We start from the raw sequence: 15,154 nt of genomic DNA, 5'->3' as shown, positions 1-15,154 counted from the left end.
GGATTCTTAACGGCCTCTTAAGGTAAGAATGACCGGATGGACTTGGGCAGCGCGGCGCGGTCGACCGGCGCCGAATGGATCGGCCAGCCACTCCACGAGGAGCTAGAGCGCAGGGCCCGGCCCGTCGTCCCCGCGAAAGACCCCTTCTACCAGCCGCCTGCCGGCTTCGAGCACGCCCGGCCCGGCACGGTGCTGCGCTCGCGCGACGTCGAACTGGCGTTCATGGGCCTGGTTCCCCAGCGGTTCACCGCCACCCAGTTGCTGTACCGCACGACCGACCTCAACGACCTGCCGCAGGCCACGGCTACCACGGTGATCGTGCCTGCGGAACGCGCGTCAGCGGGTCCGATTCCGCTCATCTCCTACCAGTGCGCGATCGACGCGGTGGCGGGCCGCTGTTTCCCGTCGTACGCGATGCGGCGCGGCGCCAAGGCGCTGGGCGCGCTGGCGCAGATCGAGTTCTTCCTGGTGGCCGCTGCACTGGCGGAAGGCTGGGCGGTGTCGGTACCCGACCACGAGGGACCGGGCGGACTGTGGGGCGCGCCGTATGAGCCCGGCTATCACGTGCTCGACGGTGTCCGCGCCGCGTTGAACTACGACCGTCTCGGATTGTCCGCGGGCGGGCCGGTCGGCCTCTGGGGTTACTCAGGCGGCGGCCTGGCCACCGCATGGGCCGCCGAAGTCAGCGGGTCGTATGCGCCCGAGCTCAACATCGTCGGGGCGGTGCTCGGGTCGCCGGTCGCCGACCTCGGCCACGCGTTCCGGCGCCTGAACGGAAGCTTCTACTCCGGGCTGCCCGGCATGGTGGTGGCCGCGCTCACCCATGTCTATCCGGAACTCGACAAGGTCATCCAGGAGCACGCCACCGAACAGGGCAAGGCGATGCTGACCCGGATCGAGAAGATGACGACCGCCCACGCGGTGCTGCGCTTCGTCGGTATGGACATGGGCAAGCTGGTCGATCAGCCGCTCGAGCAGATCCTGCAGACACCAGAAGTCCAGCACGTGTTCGACAGCATCAAGTTGGGCACCGCGGTGCCGACGCCGCCGGTGCTGATCGTGCAGGCCGTGCACGACAGAATCGTCTCCGTCGACGACATCGACGAACTGACGCACACCTACCAGTCCGGCGGCGCGTCGGTGACCTACCACCGCGACATGTTCAGCGAGCACATGCTGCTGCACCCGATGTCGGCGCCGATGACGCTGCGTTGGCTGACCGACCGCTTCAACGGCAAGCCGCTCGACGAGCACCTGGTGCGGACCACCTGGCCGACGCTGCTGAACCCGATGACCTATGTCGGCATGGCGCGGCTGCTCAAGATCGCCGCGAAGGTCGTCACTGGGCGGACGGTAGAGCGTTCTCCGCTGTGACGGCCGGGGCCGGCACGGGTTCCTCGACCGGCGGCCACGCCCCCAGATCGTCGCGCTGGGTGGATACGGCCATCAGCGCGTAAACCAGCGCCGCGACGGCGGCAGGAAACAGGATCGTCGCGGCGATCTGCAGCGGCCCGTGGCCGAAGAACACCGCTGGCGCCTCGACGACGTAATGCACCCGATGTTCCGGTGTGACCGGAGCGGCCGCGACGTCGATCGAGCCGTAGCGCCAATGTGCAAGGGCCGCACCGACACCCGCTGCGGCGCCAGCCGCTGCGGCGCAACCGAGCGTCAGCGCGGCGGTCATCACCGGACCCCGGTGGGCTCGCCACTTCCACACCAGCACCGCGGCGACGACGGCCACCGCAGATGCCATCCCCACCACCATGAACGCCGCGATGAAGAAGTGATCGCCCTCGTTGCCGAGATACGCCGTGACCCGGTTTCCGCTCTTGGTCAGCGCCACGACGCCGTGGATCGGCGGCGCCAGCCACGCCCACAGCGCACCCACCACCGCGCCGGTCGCAGTCAGCGCCGCAACCGTGGTCAGCGCGGCTCTGGCTCGCGAAATGCGGGGTGCCTCAACGTCGCTCATCTAGGTCCTTCGAATCCTGCTCACCGTGGCGCGAGCACTTCGCCAGCCAGCCGTCTGGACGCACCTGCACCACCATGCGCCTGCCGCACTCCGCGCAGAACCGGGGTGGCTCCAAACCGAGTTGGGCGGCCGTGGGAACGGCTCCGCCCGCGGGCTCGCCAGTGTAGACGTTGAACTTGGCCGCCATCTACAGGCTGGCGTTGAGCGCCTTGATCGGCATCTGCAAATCCTCGAGCAGTTCCAGATCGGCCTCGGCCGGCCTGCCGAGCGTCGTCAGGTAGTTGCCGACAATGACGGCGTTGATGCCGCCGAGGATGCCCTTCTTGGCGCCGAGGTCGCCCAGGGTGATCTCGCGGCCGCCCGCGAAGCGAAGCATGGTGCGCGGCAACGCCAGCCGGAACGCGGCCACGGCCTTCAGCGCCTCCGATGCGGGCAGCACGTCGAGGTCGCCGAACGGGGTGCCCGGCCGCGGATTGAGGAAGTTCAGCGGCACCTCGTGCGGATCGAGCTCGGCCAGGTTCGCCGCGAATTCGGCACGCTGCTCCAGGGTTTCGCCCATGCCGAGGATGCCGCCGCAGCACACCTCCATGCCCGCCTCGCGGACCATCTGCAGCGTCTCCCAGCGTTCCTCCCACGAGTGGGTGGTGACGACGTTGGTGAAGAACGACCGCGCGGTCTCCAGGTTGTGGTTGTAGCGGTGCACACCCATCTCTTTGAGGCGGTCCACCTGCTCGGCGGTCAGCATGCCGAGCGAACACGCGATCTGGATGTCGACCTCGTTGCGGATGGCCTCGATGCCTGCGGCGACCTGAGCCAGCAGTCGCTCGTCGGGTCCGCGTACAGCGGCCACGATGCAGAATTCGGTCGCACCGGTCTTGGCGGTCTGCTTGGCCGCCTCGACCAGGCTCGGGATGTCCAGCCACGCGCTGCGCACCGGTGAGGCGAAAAGCCCGGACTGCGAACAGAAGTGGCAGTCCTCGGGGCAGCCGCCGGTCTTGAGGCTGATGATGCCCTCGACCTCGACGTCGGGCCCGCACCAGCGCATCCGCACCTCGTGGGCCAGTTCGAGCAGGTCGTCGAGCCTGTCGTCGGGCAGTTGCAGGATTCGCAGCGTCTGATCCTGGTTCAGGCCCTCGCCGCGCTCCAGCACCTGCTCGCGGGCCTCCGCCAGAATGTCGCTCACCGGTCCTCCATCGTGACTTGAACACGTCGGCCAGGCCGACAGTTGAACACGTCGGCCGGGCCGACAGTTGAACACCGTTCAGGTTAGGGTACCGGTGTGCAGCTCCACAAACGCGACGTGGTCGACGCGGCGACCGCGCTGCTCGACTCCTACGGGATCGCGGACCTGACGATGCGGCGGCTGGCCCGGGAGCTCACCGTCTCCCCCGGCGCGTTGTACTGGCATTTCGCCAACAAGCAGCAGTTGTTGGGTGCGGTCGCGGACCGGATCCTCGAGTCGGTCGACGACCAGCCCGGCGCTTGGCAGCAGCGGGTGACCGGGACGTGCGGCCGGTTGCGTGACGCGCTGTTGTCCCACACCGACGGTGCCGAGTTGGTGTCGGCGAGTTTCGCGTCAGGACAGTCGACCGCGATGGCGCACATCCTGCTGCGGCTGACCGATGCGGTCACCGACGCCGGCGTGGAAGCCGCGCACGCCGGGCTTGCTGCCCGCACCATCCTGTACTACGTCCTCGGCTTCACTGCCGACGAGCAGTCGCGGCTTCAGTGGGACGCGGCGGGCGCCGAACTACCGGAAGCGCAGTCGATCTGGTCGGATGACGACACCGGTCGCTTCGCGTTCGGGATCGGCCTGCTCCTCGCGGGAATCGAAGCGCGGCAAAGCCATCGTCTGTAGGTCATCCCAGTTGCTCGGACACCCACCGGGCCAATTCGGCGCGCGAGTGGATGCTCAGCTTGCGGTAGATGCGAAAGAGATTGGTGTCGACGGTCTTCGGGCTGATGAACAGTTCGGCGGCAATGGCACGATTGGTCATGCCCGACGCGACGAGTTCGGCGACCTGTCGTTCGGACGGCGTCAGCACCGCGACACCGGCGTTGACCGTCACCCTGGCCAGATCGGCACGCGCGCGGTCGGCCCACAACGGAGTCCCCAGCCGCTCGAACGTGTCCAGCGCCTCGCGCAGCGATGCCGAAGCCGCATGTTTCTTTCGCAACCGGCGCTGTAACTGCCCGAGCAGCAACTGAGTTCGGGCACGCTCGAACGGCATCGGGACCCGGTCGTGCTGCGTCATTGCCGCCTCGGCGGCGCGTATCCCGCCGGCCAGGTCACCCCTGGCGGCGAGCAGCATTCCACTGCACCGCCCCGCCACCGCAAGCATCCACGCACGATCCAGTCGAGTGCCGTTGCGCCCCATCAGATCGGTCAGGCGTTGCGCTTCGCCGAGTCGCTCCAACTGGACCATCGACTCGACCGCGTCGCCGACGCAGGACGCCACGATGATCTCGGAGTAGTCCGGATCCGCGAGCAGGCCGTCGATGACCGGTTGCATGACCGCAACGGCCTCCGCATAACGGCCCAGCGACGTCTCGAGGAAACCGAGATTCGCCACCATCCAGCCGCCCAATTCACGGCCCTCGCTACGATCAGACGCATCGAGGGCGACCCTCGCGTCGCTGCGGGCCGCCTCCACCTCGCCCGCGAATGCGGCGAGTGACGAGCGGATCGCGATCGCGCTGAACAGATGGACATCGCCGTCGAGGTGCGCCGCGCGGTCCATGGCGTCGTCCGCGATGCGCCGGGCCTCGTCGAACTCGCCGCTCCAGATCTCGACCATCGCGCGGTGATACGAGATGAAGATCGACTCGCTTTCCTCGCCGTTCTCGATCCGCTGCTGGTGTATCGACCGAAGCTCTCGGCGCGCGACAGCGAGTTCACCGATCCACGCCCGCAGGATCGCGTTCTGCACTCTGGGCTGAAACGCGACCTGCGCCGGTGATTTGTCGTCCTCCAGCGCCAACGCGCGCTGCAGCTTCGCCTCGTCTACCCCTGCGCCGCACATGAACCGCAACACGACCTGCAGGCCGAGGGCGCGACTCAGCAACGTGGGCTGACCGAGCGCCTCTGCGCGCTGGACGGCTTCGTCGATGCGGTTTGCCGAGTCTCGCTTGCGCCCGATGTTGATCAGCACGTATGCGAGTGCCATCAGCATCTGAACCGACAACCCCGCGTCGTCAGCGGCTTCCGGCAGGAAGCCTTCCAAAAGGCTTGCCGCCGAACCGAATCCGTCGGCATACATGACAATGGTGGCGAGCAGGCTGGCCGCGGCGGCACGGGTCCGGCCCGGTTTGAGCCGCTTGATCGCAACGTTGAGCAGCGACCGCGCTGCCTCCGCAGCCCCACTTTCGAAGTGATGTGTCGCAGAGCGTATTTGCCGATCGGGGTCGTCGCCACCGAGCGCGATCGCGAGGTCGAGCAGCTCCGCGGCGGCCGAAGGTGCGCCGCGGTTCCGCGCCATCTGGGCGGCCTCGTCGAGAGCCGCGAGCGTCGTCGCGTCGGCGCTCGTCGCCCCGCGGGCGAGGTGGCGCGCACGCAGCTCCGGCTGCTCCACCACGTCGGCGATGGCGCGGTGCATCGCCCGGCGTTCGGACGGCGCGAAGCCGGCGTAGACGCCGTGCGCCAGCAGTGGATGAGAAAAAGTCAGGCTACCTCCGTTGAGGCGAACGATCCCGTCCGCCTCAGCCGGTTCGAGCAGTTTCGCGACGCGTTCCGTCGAGGTCCCCATCGCCTTCGCGATGACCTCGGTCGAGGGTGCGGACAGACATGCGGCCGCCAGCAGAATGTGCCGAGTGTCCGGATTCAGCCCGTGGATGCGCGCCTCGACCACGTCCGAAAGCGAATCAGGAAGCGATACCTCTCCGCTGGATGTCGCACCGTGAAAAACACGGCCCAACTCGAGCGCGTAGAAGGGGTTGCCGCCCGAGATTTCGTGTATCCGCCTGACCTCTGAGCGGGTGAAGTGCCTGCCCAGGCGACCGGTGAGCAGGTCTGACAACTCACCGATCGAGAACGGAGACAATGCGATCTGCCGCATCGCCGTCGGGTCCCTGACCTGAAGCAGTTCCGTCGCCGCCCGCGTACCGGGCTCGGTGCGACGAGTGGCCAGCACGCCGACCCTGCCGATGAACCGCCGCGCAGCGAAACTCACTGCAAAAAGCGACGAAGGGTCCAGCCACTGCACGTCGTCGATGGCGACGAGCACCGGGGTCTCCGCGGCGAGCGCTTCGACGAGGGCCAGGAAGGCCGCCGCGACCGCGCGGGGTTCGGTGACTCCGTCGGTTTCGTCGGCTCGCAGGAGCACCTGGTCGACGGCTTTCATCTGGGGTTGCGGCAGATGCTCGAGTAACCGTGCCTCGGTTCCCCCGAGCAGGTCGGCCAACGCGCTGTACGCGACGACGGATTCGGCCTGCGCGGGTCGGGTGGTGAGCACCTGCATCGAACGCCCGCGCGCCGCATCGAGAGCGTGCAGGCACAACGTGGTCTTGCCTATCCCGGCTGCACCCTCGACCAGCAACGCCGCCGGGCTTTTACTCGCCAAACCCAAGAAGTCGTCAACTGCCCGTTCTTCATCAGGTCGGCTAATAATCCCCGACACGTACAGAAGAATCTCAGGTTTTGCTGAGGTTGTCAGCGCAACCAATTTCCCAGTCAGCCCGGATGTTGTCGGATGGCTGGGCTAGCGTCTCGAAATGTGATCACCGTCGACGACGTGCGGCGCATCGCCGCGGGATTGCCCCGGGCCTACGAGGTGGTGGTGCGCGACCGGATCAAGTTCCGGGTGGGGCGGATCGTTTTCGTCGCGTTTTCGCGCGATGAGACGGTGATGGGCGTCGGCTTCCCCAAGGAAGAACGGGCGGCGATGGCGGCCGCCGAGCCCGACAAGTTCATGCTGCCGCGTCCATCGGATATGCGGTACAACTGGATCGCCGTCCGACTCGACGCCATCGACCTCGACGAGGTACGCGAACTCGTCGTCGATGCATGGCGGATGTGCGTACCCAAAAAGGTTGCCGCAGAAGTCAACTGATCCGGTATTCGCGTTTGGCGTTGCCGTCCCAGCGACGAATGCCGATCACCTGACCGACGATCTCCGACGGTCGACCGGCTATCCGCAGCGCGCGCCCCAGCTGGCTGGCGTGCAGTCGGCGGGCCATCGTCACGTGTGCGGTCCATTGCCCTGGCAGCGAGTTTGCCATCGGCTCGGGGCGCTGAAACGGCAGACAGCGCAGGCAGACTTCGGCATGCAGGTCCAGCAGCGCCGCCGTCGGTACCAGCAGCCGGGTCAGGATGAACTGGGACCGGCCGAACAACAACGGCGCGCCGATCCGGCACGGGAGGGGAAACCGCGTCGTCAGCGACTGCAGCACCGCGTCGACGTCGCTGTCGATGTGCTCGGCGACGGTCAACGTCGAATGCGGCCTGCTCGCGGGAGCCTGGCTGGGAATTCCCGCCTCCCGCAGCCCGTCCCAGATGTGCCGGACGGCCTCTTCGGTGTCCGGATCGAAGACCACCTCGACGGAGTGGACCATCAGCCCGCCAGGCTCGTGACCCACTGGGTGTCGAAGGCGGCGGCGCTCATCGATTCGAAGTCGCTGGCGCTCGAGGCTCCGACACCCGCAGGCAGCACCGCGCGCACTGCAGCCATCCGTTCCAGCGCGTCACGGTTGCCTGTCTCGGCGACGCCAGGTTCGCGCGGCCACGCCCCGATCACCAGGCCGGCGCATGGAATGTGCTGCGCGGCAAGCGCTTCCAGCGTGAGCGCGGTGTGGTTGAGCGTGCCGAGGCCGGGTGAGACGACGACCAGCACCTGGGCGGCCAGGTCGCGTGCGATGTCGCGCAACGTCACCCCGCCCTGGCCGAGTTCGACCAGCAGACCGCCCGCGCCCTCGACCAACGTCAGCTTTGCATCGACCGCGGTCACCGACCGGACCAGCTCGTCGCGGGTGGGCAGTGCCATACCCGCCCGCTCGGCGGCAGCGGCCGGTGCCAGCGGTTCGGGATACCGCCACGTGCCGTAAAGCGCAGTCACGCCCGCAAGTCGGGCGACGTCGGCGAGGTCGTCGTCTCGGGGGCTACCGGTCTGCACGGGTTTGCACACGGCGACGTCGACACCGGCCTGTCGGGCCGCACATGCGAGCGCGGCGGTGGCCACCGTCTTGCCCACCCCGGTGTCGGTGCCCGTGACGACAAGCGTGCTCACGGCAGATCTGCGAGTACTTCGGTGAGAACCTCGCGCGCCAAAGCCATTTCGTCGTCGGACAGCGACGCCCGCGCCGTCAGCCGCAGCCGTGATGTCCCAGCGGGGACGGTCGGCGGGCGGAAGCAGCCGACCCGCACCCCGCGCTCCAGGCAGGCCGCGGCGGCCGCCAAGGCCACCTCGGGTTCGCCGAGGATCACCGACACCACCGCCGAATCCGGACGCTCGGCCACCCCACACATCTCGGCGAGCGCGGCCGCGTGATCGAGCACCGCCGTGGCTCGCCATGGCTCGTCGATCAGCACGCGAAGCGCGGCCCACGCGGCGCCGACCGCGGCGGGCGCCAAGCCGGTGTCGAAGATGAAGGGTCGCGCCGCGTCGATCAGATGCGCCCGCACCGCGGCGGGCCCGAGCACCACGCCACCCTGGCTGCCCAACGCTTTGGACAGCGTCGTCGTCATCACCACGTCGGGCGCACCGGCGAGGCCGACCTCGTGCAGCAGGCCCCGCCCTCCGCTGCCGCGCACGCCGAGGCCATGCGCCTCGTCGACGATCAACAGTGCGCCGTGCCTGCGGCACACGTCGTGCAGGGCGCGCAGCGGTGCCAGCACACCGTCGGCGGAGAACACCGAGTCCGTCACCACGACGGCGCGCTCTTCATCCCTGGCGGCCAGTGCCGCCTCCACAGCGGCGAGGTCCCGATGCGGCGTCACCACGACGCGGGCCCGCGACAACCGGCAGGCGTCCACCAGCGACGCGTGGGTCAGCGCATCCGACACCAACAGCGACCCCGCCCCGGACAGCGACACGACCGCCCCGAGGTTGGCGGTGTAGCCCGACGAGAACACGAGTGCCGATTCCGCGGCGACGAACTCCGCGAGCGCGGCCTCGAAGCCTTCGTGCAGTTCGGTGTTGCCGGTGACCAGTCGCGACCCGGTCGAACCGGCGCCCCAGGTGCGCAGCGCGTCGACGCCGCCGTCGATCACGGCGGGGTGTTGCGACAGCCCGAGGTAGTCGTTGGAGGCCAGGTCGAGGTCGGCGCCGACCGGCGGACGCGTGCGCAGGGAGCGACGAAGCCCGGCCGCGCGGCGCTGCTGCTCGACGTCGTCGAGCCAGGCCAGCGGGGAAAGACCGACACGCGTCACCTGGTCACCTCCGGACGGACTTGCACGCGTCGGCCGAGCCGACAATTGAACGCGTCGGCTGAGCCGACAATTGAACGCGTCGGCTGAGCCGACAATTGAACGGTGTTCAGGTTAGCGCATCGGCGACGCCCAACATCGCCGAGGTGATCTGCGCGATCTCGGCATCGGTGCAGATGTAGGGCGGCATCACGTAGATCAGATTGCGGAACGGGCGCAGCCAGACGCCGTGCCGCAGCGCCGCGGGTGTCGCGATGCGCAGGTCGACCGGTTTGGTCATCTCCAGCACCCCGATCGCCCCGAGCACCCGCACATCGGCGACCCCAGGCAGGTCCGCCGCGCCGGCCAGCCCCTGCCGCAACCCTGCCTCGATCGTGGAAACCCTTGCCCGCCAATCCTGTTCGACCAGCAGCTCGACCGCGGCCACACCGACAGCGCACGCCAGCGCGTTGGCCATGAACGTCGGACCGTGCATCAGCGCACCGGGCTCATGCGTGCTGATCGTGTCCGCGATGTCGCGGGTGCACAGCGTCGCGGCCAGCGTGATGTAACCGCCGGTGATCGCCTTGCCGACACACATGATGTCGGGGCGCACCCCCGCGTGATCGGCCGCGAACAGCTCACCCGTGCGGCCGAAGCCGGTGGCGATCTCGTCGAAGATCAGCAGCACACCGTGGCGGTCGCAGATCGCGCGCAGATCGACCAGATACCGGGGGTCGTGAAACCGCATCCCGCCCGCGCCCTGCACGACGGGTTCGACGATCACCGCGGCGAGTTCGTCGGCGTGTTCGGCCAACTGCTTCTCGAACGCCGCGACGTAGCCGTCGTCGTAGTCGGTGGGCACCTGGGGTGCGAACTCCTGGCGGGCCAGGACGTCGGTCCACAACTGGTGCATGCCGCCGTCCGGGTCGCACACGCTCATCGGTGTGAACGTGTCGCCGTGGTAGCCACCGCGCCACGTCATCAGCCGATGCCTGTCGCCACGTCCGATGCTGCGCCAGTACTGCAGCGCCATCTTGACCGCGACTTCCACCGACACCGAACCGGAGTCGCTGAAGAACACCGTGTCGAGCCCGTCAGGCGTGATCTGCACCAGCAGCTCGGCCAGCCGGGCGGCCGGTTCGTGCGTCAGCCCACCGAACATGACGTGGTTCATCGTCGCCAGTTGGCGGGTGATCGCCGCATCCAGCGCGGGATGTCCGTGGCCGTGGATCGCGGTCCACCAGGACGCCATCGCGTCGAGCACCTCGATCCGCTCACCGTCGTCGATCAGTGTCAACCAGGCGCCCTTGGCGCCGACCGCCACCACCGGGGCCAGCGCCTCGGCACCGATGGTGCTGTACGGGTGCCAGACGTGCGCGGCGTCGATCGCGCTGATCTCCGCGGGGGTCAACGCCTTCTGTAAAACCACCCTGATCCTTTGCTCGGTGGCTGCGACCGGTCGGCTGCGGCATGAGGCGGCAGCCGATCTTGGGTAGATTAACCGTCGACCATGATGACCCTCGCTCCTGCCCGGCCTGCGGCCGTCACCGATCCGGGTGCCAACTCGCGCGTCGCCATGGGGACGCGTGAATCGGGTTTCTACCGCCACGATTTGGACGGCCTGCGTGGCATCGCCATCGCGCTGGTCGCGGTGTTCCACGTGTGGTTTGGCCGGGTTTCCGGCGGCGTCGACGTCTTCTTGGCGTTGTCCGGCTTCTTCTTCGGTGGCCGCCTGCTGCGCACCGCGCTGAAGCCCGGCACGTCGCTGTCCCCCGTGCCCGAAGTGACCCGACTTGTTCGTCGGCTGCTGCCCGCTCTCGTCGTGGTGCTCGCCGCCGCCGCGGTGCTCACCATCCTGGTGCAGCCGGAGACGCGCTGGGAGACGTTTGCTGACCAGAGTCTGGCCAGTCTCGGCTACTTCCAGAACTGGGAGCTTGCCAACACCGCTTCGGACTACCTTCGCGCGGGCGAGGCGGTCAGCCCGCTGCAACACATCTGGTCGATGTCGGTGCAGGGGCAGTTCTACATCGGCTTCCTGGCGCTGATCTTCGGGTTCGCCTATCTGTTGCGTCGCAGACTCGGCAAGTACATGCGGATTACGTTCGTGCTCCTACTGAGCGCGTTGACCATCGCGTCGTTCGTCTACGCGATATTTGCTCACAACGCCGATCAGGCGACCGCTTATTACAACAGTTTCGCCAGGGCGTGGGAGTTGCTGCTGGGTGCGCTGCTTGGCGCCGTGGTGCCGTACGTGCGCTGGCCGATGTGGTTGCGCACGACGGTCGCCGTGGTGTCGTTGGCGGCGATTCTGTCGTGCGGCGCGCTGATCGACGGGGTCAAGGAGTTCCCCGGTCCGCTGGCCCTGGTGCCCGTTGGCGCCACCATGCTGTTCATCCTGTCGGCGGCCAATCGGCAGACCGATCCGAAGACCGCGGAGCGCCTGCCCGCTCCGAACCGGTTACTGGCCACCGCCCCGTTCGTGACGCTCGGCGGCATGGCGTACTCGCTGTACCTGTGGCACTGGCCGCTGCTGATCTTCTGGCTGTCGTACACCGGTGAGCCGAAGGTCAACTTCGTCGAGGGCGCCGCGGTGCTACTGGTCTCCGGTCTGCTGGCCTGGCTGACGCTGCGGTACGTGGAGACACCGCTGCGGTACCGCGCCTCGGCGAAGGCGGCCAAGCCTGCGCCCGCCGTGCCGTTGTGGACCCGGTTGCGCCGCCCGACGATCGTGATGGGTTCGATCGTCGGACTGCTGGGCGTCGCGTTGACGGCGACCGCGTTCGGATGGCGCGAACACGTCACCGTGCAACGCGCGAACGGCAAAGAGCTGGCGAACCTTTCGCTGCGCGACTATCCCGGCGCCACCGCGTTGATCAATCACGCGAAGGTGCCCAAGCTGCCGATGCGCCCGACGGTGCTCGAGGCCAAGGACGACCTGCCGGAAACCACGCTCGACGGCTGCATCAGCGACTTCGACAACAGCGACGTCGTCGACTGCACGTTCGGCGACAAGGAAGCCACCCGCACCATCGCGCTGGCGGGCAGTTCCCATGCTGAGCACTGGATCACCGCGTTGGACCTGCTCGGCCAGATGCACCACTTCAGGGTCGTCACCTACCTGAAGATGGGTTGCCCGTTGACCACCGAACAGTTGCCGTTGGTGATGGGCGACAACCGCCCGTACCCGGGCTGCCGGGTGTGGAACAACCGGGTGCTGCCGAAGTTGATCGCCGATCGTCCCGATTTCGTGTTCACGACGTCGACAAGGCCGTGGAACATCAAACCCGGTGACGTGATGCCGTCGTTCTACATCGGCATCTGGCAAGCGTTGTCCGACAACAACATTCCGATCCTCGCGATGCGTGACACCCCGTGGATGGTCCGTAACAACAAACCGTTCTTCCCCGCCGACTGTCTGGCCCGCGGCGGTAACGCGAACTCCTGCGGCATGAAGCGATCCGACGTACTGTCAGAGCACAACCAGACATTGGACTTCGTCAGGCAGTTTCCGTTGCTGAAGCCGCTCGACATGAGCGATGCGGTGTGTCGGAAGGACATCTGCCGCGCCGTGGAGGGGAATGTGTTGCTGTACCGCGACTCCCACCACATCTCGACCACCTACATGCGCACCATGACGAACGAACTGGGGCGCCAGATCGGCCTGGCCACCGGCTGGTGGCAGCCCTGATGTCATCCCCGGGGCCTGCATCGGTGCCGACCGTCTGGCCTGGTGAGGCCTACCCACTCGGGGCCACCTACGACGGCGCAGGCACCAACTTCTCGCTGTTCTCCGAGGTGGCCGAGCGGGTTGAGCTGTGCCTGCTCGCCAAGGACGGCAGCGAGCAGCGCATCAACCTGGACGAGGTCGACGGGTACGTCTGGCACTGCTATTTGCCGACGGTCACTCCCGGCCAGCGCTACGGCTACCGCGTCTACGGCCCGTGGGATCCGTCGGCCGGCCACCGGTGTGATCCAAGCAAGCTGCTGCTCGACCCGTACGGCAAGTCATTCCACGGCGACTTCGACTTCAGCCAGGCGCTGTTCTCCTACGACCTGCAGGCCGACGACCTGGCGTCGGGCGGCACACCGCCGCGGATCGACTCGCTGGGCCACACGATGACCAGCGTGGTGATCAACCCGTTCTTCCAGTGGGGATCGGATCGCGCTCCGCGCACGCCGTATCACGAGACGATCATCTACGAGGCTCACGTCAAGGGCATGACGCAGACCCATCCGGGCATCCCGGAGGAACTCCGCGGCACCTACGCCGGGCTGGGCCATCCGGCGATCATCGACCACCTCAAGTCGTTGAACGTCACCGCGATCGAGCTGATGCCGGTGCACCAGTTCCTGCACGATCACCGGCTGATCGACCTGGGGTTGCGAAATTACTGGGGGTACAACACCTTCGGCTTCTTCGCGCCGCACCACCAGTACGCGGCCAACAAGCACGCCGGCGGTGCGGTGGCCGAGTTCAAGACCATGGTGCGGTCGTTCCACGAAGCGGGCATCGAGGTGATTCTCGATGTCGTCTACAACCACACTGCCGAGGGCAATCACCTCGGCCCCACCATCAACTTTCGCGGCATCGACAACGCCGCCTACTACCGGTTGGAGGACGGTGACCTGCGGTTCTACCGGGATTTCACCGGCACCGGCAACAGCCTCAACGCACGCCACCCGCACACGCTGCAGTTGATCATGGACTCGCTGCGGTACTGGGTGCTGGAGATGCACGTCGACGGCTTCCGGTTCGATCTCGCAGCGGCGCTGGCCCGCGAGTTCTACGAGGTCGACCGATTGAGCGCGTTCTTCGATCTGGTGCAGCAGGATCCGGTGGTCAGCCAGGTGAAGCTGATCGCAGAACCGTGGGACGTCGGCGAAGGCGGCTACCAAGTCGGCAATTTTCCAGGTTTGTGGACCGAATGGAACGGGAAGTATCGCGACACTGTGCGCGATTACTGGCGGGGCGAGCCCGCAACCCTCGGCGAGTTCGCCTCGCGGCTGACCGGTTCCTCGGACCTCTATGAGGCCACCGGCCGCCGCCCTGGCGCGAGCATCAACTTCGTCACCTGCCACGACGGCTTCACGTTGGCGGACTTGGTGTCCTACAACGAGAAGCACAACGAGGCCAACGGCGAGGACAACCGCGACGGCGAGAGCCACAACCGGTCGTGGAACTGCGGCGTGGAAGGCCCGACGGACGATCCGGAGATCCTGGCGTTGCGCGCCAAGCAGATGCGCAACATCATGGGCACGCTGATGATCTCGCAGGGCACCCCGATGATCTCGCACGGCGACGAGATCGGGCGCACCCAGGGCGGCAACAACAACGTCTACTGCCAGGACTCGGAGATCTCCTGGATGGACTGGTCACTGTGCGAGACCAACGCCGACCTGCTCGACTTCACCCGTCGCGTCACCAAGCTGCGGCACGACCATCCCGTCTTCCGCAGACGGCGCTTCTTCGAGGGCAAACCGATCCGCACCGGCGGCCAGGTCCGCGACATCTCGTGGCTGACACCGGCGGGCAAGGAGATGACGCCCGAGGACTGGGGCACCGGGTTGGGCAAGTGCGTCGCGGTGTTCCTCAACGGCGAGGCCATCCCCACCCCCAATGCACGCGGCGAGCGGGTCGTCGACGACTCATTTCTGTTGTGCTTCAACGCACACGACAAGCCGCAGGACTTCGTGACCCCGAAGGGCAACTACGCCAAGGAGTGGACCGCCGTGCTCGACACCGCCGACGCGACGGGATCCACCGAACTGGTCGTCACGGCAGGCAAGAAGATCTCGCTGCACTCGAGGTCCCTGCTTGTGCTGCGTAAGACCGCCTGACA

At 67.3% G+C, this 15,154-nt stretch carries 13 protein-coding genes; 5 read left to right on the top strand and 8 right to left on the bottom strand.

The window, feature by feature from the left end; all coding sequences use genetic code 11:
- Positions 1-36 precede the first annotated feature (36 nt).
- Entirely contained in the window at positions 37-1,374 is a 1,338-nt protein-coding gene (locus C1A30_RS20350; protein ID WP_101949920.1) for a lipase family protein, read from the top strand.
- On the opposite strand, the gene C1A30_RS20345 is transcribed toward C1A30_RS20350, so the two are convergent.
- Genes C1A30_RS20345 through bioB form a run of 3 tightly spaced genes read right to left on the bottom strand, consistent with a single transcriptional unit; the run spans position 1,340 to position 3,155 of the window.
- Positions 1,340-1,972: a DUF2567 domain-containing protein gene (locus C1A30_RS20345; protein WP_101949919.1), complete on the bottom strand. Its 633-nt coding sequence runs from the start codon at positions 1,970-1,972 to the stop codon at positions 1,340-1,342. The two genes, C1A30_RS20350 and C1A30_RS20345, sit on opposite strands and share 35 nt — an antisense overlap.
- Complete coding sequence (locus C1A30_RS36105) at positions 1,959-2,159, bottom strand: hypothetical protein (protein ID WP_101949918.1); 201 nt, start codon at positions 2,157-2,159, stop codon at positions 1,959-1,961. The genes C1A30_RS20345 and C1A30_RS36105 overlap by 14 nt, the downstream gene beginning before the upstream one ends.
- Complete coding sequence (gene bioB / locus C1A30_RS20335) at positions 2,160-3,155, bottom strand: biotin synthase BioB (protein ID WP_101949917.1); 996 nt, start codon at positions 3,153-3,155, stop codon at positions 2,160-2,162.
- A 96-nt stretch (positions 3,156-3,251) separates the two neighbouring features.
- Here bioB and C1A30_RS20330 point away from each other — a divergent pair, with 96 nt between their 5' ends.
- Entirely contained in the window at positions 3,252-3,830 is a 579-nt protein-coding gene (locus tag C1A30_RS20330) for a TetR family transcriptional regulator (RefSeq protein WP_101949916.1), read from the top strand.
- 1 nt (position 3,831) lies between these two features.
- Here the strand turns inward: C1A30_RS20330 and C1A30_RS20325 are convergent, their stop codons facing one another.
- Positions 3,832-6,588, bottom strand: a complete 2,757-nt coding sequence (locus C1A30_RS20325) for a LuxR family transcriptional regulator (RefSeq protein WP_235010011.1) — start codon at positions 6,586-6,588, stop codon at positions 3,832-3,834.
- Positions 6,589-6,684: 96 nt separating this feature from the next.
- Between C1A30_RS20325 and C1A30_RS20320 the strand changes: the two genes are divergently transcribed.
- Complete coding sequence (locus C1A30_RS20320) at positions 6,685-7,020, top strand: MmcQ/YjbR family DNA-binding protein (protein WP_101949915.1); 336 nt, start codon at positions 6,685-6,687, stop codon at positions 7,018-7,020.
- On the opposite strand, the gene C1A30_RS20315 is transcribed toward C1A30_RS20320, so the two are convergent.
- The 4 genes from C1A30_RS20315 to C1A30_RS20300 all read right to left on the bottom strand — a co-directional run bounded on the left by C1A30_RS20315 (position 7,013) and on the right by C1A30_RS20300 (position 10,743).
- A complete protein-coding gene (locus tag C1A30_RS20315; RefSeq protein WP_101950347.1) occupies positions 7,013-7,522 on the bottom strand; it encodes a 2'-5' RNA ligase family protein in 510 nt (169 codons plus the stop codon). The two genes, C1A30_RS20320 and C1A30_RS20315, sit on opposite strands and share 8 nt — an antisense overlap.
- Entirely contained in the window at positions 7,522-8,193 is a 672-nt protein-coding gene (bioD, locus tag C1A30_RS20310) for a dethiobiotin synthase (RefSeq protein ID WP_101949914.1), read from the bottom strand. Before bioD ends, C1A30_RS20315 begins: the two co-directional genes overlap by 1 nt.
- On the bottom strand, positions 8,190-9,335 hold the full coding sequence (locus tag C1A30_RS20305) for an 8-amino-7-oxononanoate synthase (protein WP_101949913.1): 1,146 nt from the start codon (positions 9,333-9,335) through the stop codon (positions 8,190-8,192). The genes bioD and C1A30_RS20305 overlap by 4 nt, the downstream gene beginning before the upstream one ends.
- Positions 9,336-9,441: 106 nt before the next feature.
- Positions 9,442-10,743 carry an adenosylmethionine--8-amino-7-oxononanoate transaminase gene (locus tag C1A30_RS20300; RefSeq protein ID WP_200828316.1) on the bottom strand — a complete coding sequence of 434 codons (1,302 nt, stop codon included), beginning with the start codon at positions 10,741-10,743 and terminating at the stop codon, positions 9,442-9,444.
- 81 nt (positions 10,744-10,824) lie between these two features.
- Here C1A30_RS20300 and C1A30_RS20295 point away from each other — a divergent pair, with 81 nt between their 5' ends.
- Together C1A30_RS20295 and glgX are read left to right on the top strand one after the other, a co-directional pair.
- The gene (locus C1A30_RS20295) at positions 10,825-13,002 is read left to right on the top strand and encodes an acyltransferase family protein (RefSeq protein ID WP_200828315.1); all 2,178 of its coding nucleotides are present in this window, start codon (positions 10,825-10,827) and stop codon (positions 13,000-13,002) included.
- On the top strand, positions 13,002-15,152 hold the full coding sequence (gene glgX, locus C1A30_RS20290) for a glycogen debranching protein GlgX (RefSeq protein WP_101950344.1): 2,151 nt from the start codon (positions 13,002-13,004) through the stop codon (positions 15,150-15,152). Before C1A30_RS20295 ends, glgX begins: the two co-directional genes overlap by 1 nt.
- The last annotated feature ends 2 nt before the right edge of the window (positions 15,153-15,154 follow it).

Source organism: Mycobacterium sp. 3519A (assembly GCF_900240945.1).
In the GTDB taxonomy this organism is placed as follows: domain Bacteria; phylum Actinomycetota; class Actinomycetes; order Mycobacteriales; family Mycobacteriaceae; genus Mycobacterium.
This window is presented reverse-complemented; position numbering and strand designations above follow the sequence as displayed.